Source organism: Sneathiella sp. (assembly GCF_047631475.1).
GTDB lineage: Bacteria > Pseudomonadota > Alphaproteobacteria > Sneathiellales > Sneathiellaceae > Sneathiella.
The window spans coordinates 1-3,694 of the sequence record NZ_JBLHZT010000079.1; the positions used below are offsets into that span (position 1 = coordinate 1).

Annotated in this window: 2 protein-coding genes; both read left to right on the plus strand. The window is 49.8% G+C overall.

Annotation, left to right across the window (positions count from 1 at the left end; genetic code table 11):
• The first annotated feature begins 168 nt into the window (after positions 1-168).
• Positions 169-1,269, plus strand: coding sequence for an efflux RND transporter periplasmic adaptor subunit (locus ACJAYR_RS17905; protein ID WP_415237868.1), 1,101 nt, complete (start codon positions 169-171; stop codon positions 1,267-1,269).
• On the plus strand, positions 1,269-3,694 hold a 2,426-nt coding region (locus tag ACJAYR_RS17910), incomplete at its 3' end, for an efflux RND transporter permease subunit (protein ID WP_415237869.1). The genes ACJAYR_RS17905 and ACJAYR_RS17910, both read left to right, overlap by 1 nt.

Sequence of the window (3,694 nt, forward strand, 5' to 3'; positions counted from 1 at the left end):
ACGCCCGCATTCAGAACAATTCTTATGCGGTTTTGGATTAACGATCCGAAAAGCCGCTATTCAGTATTTACACGACAACAGGCATCTTTTGGAAGATGACGCAGTTAGACAACAAAAGGCTGCAGAATAAAAAGATGTGCCGTTCAACACAGGTAAAGGGGTAATCTTGTGAACCGCTCAGTAATTATTGCAGGCGTCATCGCCGTTGGTGTCACAGGCTGGATTGTATCCGGTCAGTTTAAAGAAGAACCGACGGTTGAGACTGTCGCCGCGGACCCGTCCTCCGAAATTGCTTCTGCATTGCAGCCAAAAGAAACCGGTCCGGTTAATGTCCAGACCAAGATTTTTGTCGCAGAGCCGCGGGCTCAGGAAGTGGTTGTCCGCGGGCGCACCGAAGCCATCAGAACCGTAGAGTTAAAGGCGGAAACGCCCGGCCGCGTTGTTGAAGTACTGGTAGAGCGCGGTCAGCGGGTCAAAGAAGGGGATGTGCTGGTCAAATTCGCCGTTAAAGATAGACTGGCACAACTGGCCGAGGCAGAAGCCCTGATCCGCCAACGGGAAATCGAATATAAAGCGGCGAATGCCCTTAACAAAAAAGGCTTCAGCGCAGCCACAACATTGGCCGGTTCAAAAGCATTGCTGGACAGTGCCCGCGCAAAAGCAAAATCCGTAAAAATTCTATTGGAAGATTTGATTATTCGGGCCCCCTTTGATGGCATCATCGATGAAAGAGCCGCAGAAATTGGTGATTTCATAAAAGATGGCGGAACAATCCTGACTATCGTGGATGAAAACCCGTTCCTCGTAACCGGTCAGATTTCAGAGCTCTATGTTAATCGCATTAAGGTCGGTGACGAAGGCACAGCAAAGCTGGTAACCGGCGAAGTTGTGAAGGGGAAGGTTCGGTTTATTTCAAAAACGTCTGACCCTGCGACTCGGACTTTCCGCGTTGAGCTTCTGGTTCAAAACGACGACAAGCGGTTGCGCTCTGGCGTGACAGCGGAAACCACTTTCAAGACCGAAGAAGTCATGGCTCATTTTATCTCCCCTGCATTTTTAACATTAAACGAAGCGGGTGAGCTTGGCGTGCGGGCGGTCAATGAAGAAAATACCGTTATTTTCTATCCGGTAACCGTTCTCACCGACGGTACTGCAGGTGCGTGGATTGGCGGCTTGCCAAAAGAAACCCGACTGATCACTGTCGGTCAGGAATATGTCCGCGAAGGTGAAAAAGTCGCCTACCAGACTAAAACAGCAGGAGCACAGTAATGAACGCCATTATTGATGCTGCCATCCACCGATCCCGAACGATCATCAGTGCGTTGGTACTGATCCTTGTGGCTGGATTTGTGGCCTATGTGGATATTGCCAAAGAAGCTGATCCTGACATCAACATCCCGATTATTTATGTGTCGATGACCCATGAAGGGATTTCACCGGAAGACGCGGAGCGCCTATTGGTGCGTCCAATGGAAATCGAACTTCGATCCATTGAAGGCATCAAAGAGATGAAATCCACGGCCGGAGAAGGCCATGCTTCTGTCCTGATGGAATTTGAAGCTGGGTTCGACGCGGATTCCGCTTTGGACGATGTGCGTGAAAAGGTTGATATTGCAAAAAAGGAACTTCCCGAAGAAACGGATGATCCTTCGGTAAACGAAGTCAATGTTGGCTTGTTTCCGGTCTTGGTTGTGACCCTTTCCGGCGACCTGCCTACCCGCTCTTTAATCCGTATTGCCAAAGACCTGCAGGATGACATCGAAGGATTGCCGGGCGTTCTGGCCGCCGATATCGGTGGTGACCGGGAAGAGGTATTGGAAGTTATTATCGATCCGGTAAAACTGGAAAGCTATAACATTTCCAGCTCCGACCTAATTAATGCAGTTCAACTCAACAATAAGCTTGTCGCTGCTGGATCCATGGACACCGGAAAAGGACGTTTTTCCATCAAGGTCCCCGGACTGTTCGAAACCGCTGAAGACGTTTTTTCAATCCCGTTAAAAGTCTCGGGTGAAGGTGTCGTAACGCTTGGTGATGTAACTGACATTCGCCGGACCTTCAAAGATGCTGAAAGCTACGCACGATTAAACGGAAAACCCGCAGTTGTTCTGGAAATCAAGAAACGGCTTGGTGAAAACATCATCGATACCATCGAGGATGTGCAGGCGTTGGTCCGTGAGGAACAGAAAATCTGGCCAGAGGGCTTACAGGTTACCTTCAGTCAGGATAAGTCCCAGGATATCCGGACGATGCTGCAGGATTTGCAGAATAACATCATCAGCGCCATTATCTTGGTGATGGTTGTGGTGATCAGTGCCTTGGGCGTTCGCACAGCCGGCCTTGTCGGTTTGTCGATCCCCGGATCGTTTCTCATCGGGATTTTATATCTTTATCTCTTTGGCTTCACAGTCAATATCGTCGTCCTGTTTGGCCTGATCCTTGCCGTGGGCATGTTGGTTGATGGGGCAATCGTTGTTACCGAGTTTGCAGACCGGAAAATGGCAGAAGGCTTTGATAAAGTTGAAGCCTATGGCCTTGCCGCGAAACGGATGGCCTGGCCCATTATTGCCTCAACCGCAACGACCCTCGCCGTGTTCATGCCGCTTCTTTTCTGGCCGGGTGTGGTTGGTGAATTTATGAAATTCCTGCCAATCACATTGATCACGACCCTGACCGGATCTTTGTTAATGGCGTTGGTTTTCGTGCCAACACTGGGATCTGTTTTTGGTAAACCCGGCTCCGTTAATTCAAAAACACTCAGTGCGCTTGCGGCGGCTGAAAGTGGTGATATTCGTACAATTGGCGGCGGCACCGGGCTCTATATCAAAACCCTTTCTTTCGCCCTTCGCAATCCGATGAAGATTGTATTGGTTGCGGTTGTCTGCTTGGTAGGCGTTCAATATTACTACTCTCAACACGGCAACGGCGTCGAATTTTTCCCGAATGTTGAGCCGGAAATGGCCCTCGCCTATGTTCATGCCCGCGGCAACATGTCAACGATTGAGAAAGATGACCTGGTTAAAGCCGTTGAAAACGAAATCTTGAAGTTGGAAGATTTCTCGTCTGTTTATACGAAAACAGGGGGGGGCAGCAGTGGTCAGGATGTGTCCGAAGATGTAATCGGCATCATCAACATGGAATTCAAGGACTGGCAGGAACGACGTCCAGCGGCGGAAGTTTTCGAAGATATCCGGAAAAAAACCAAACATATTGCCGGTATCGCTGTTGAAGTGCGCAAACCCGATAATGGTCCTCCTACCGGAAAGCATATTCAGATTGAGCTTTCCTCACGTTTTCCAGAAAAACTGGCCCCGGAAATCGCTAAAATTCGGGATCATCTGGAGCAGAATGTCGATGATCTGATCGACTTGGAAGACAGTCGTGCCATCCCCGGCATTGAATGGGAAATCGAAGTCGACCGGGCTCAGGCGGGACGGTTTGGTGCGGATGTGACAACGGTTGGTAAAACCATCCAACTTGTTACAAACGGGATCAAAGCCCATGAATACCGCCCTCAGGAAGTTGATGACGAAGTCGAAATTCGCCTCCGTTTTCCGATGAGTTATCGCAGTCTGGAACAGCTGGATAATCTGCGGGTTAATACCGCGCAGGGCATGGTCCCTATTTCCAACTTCGTCACCCGAACGGCACAGCAAAAGGTCGGCACCATCAAGCGTGTTGACTCGAAGCGGGT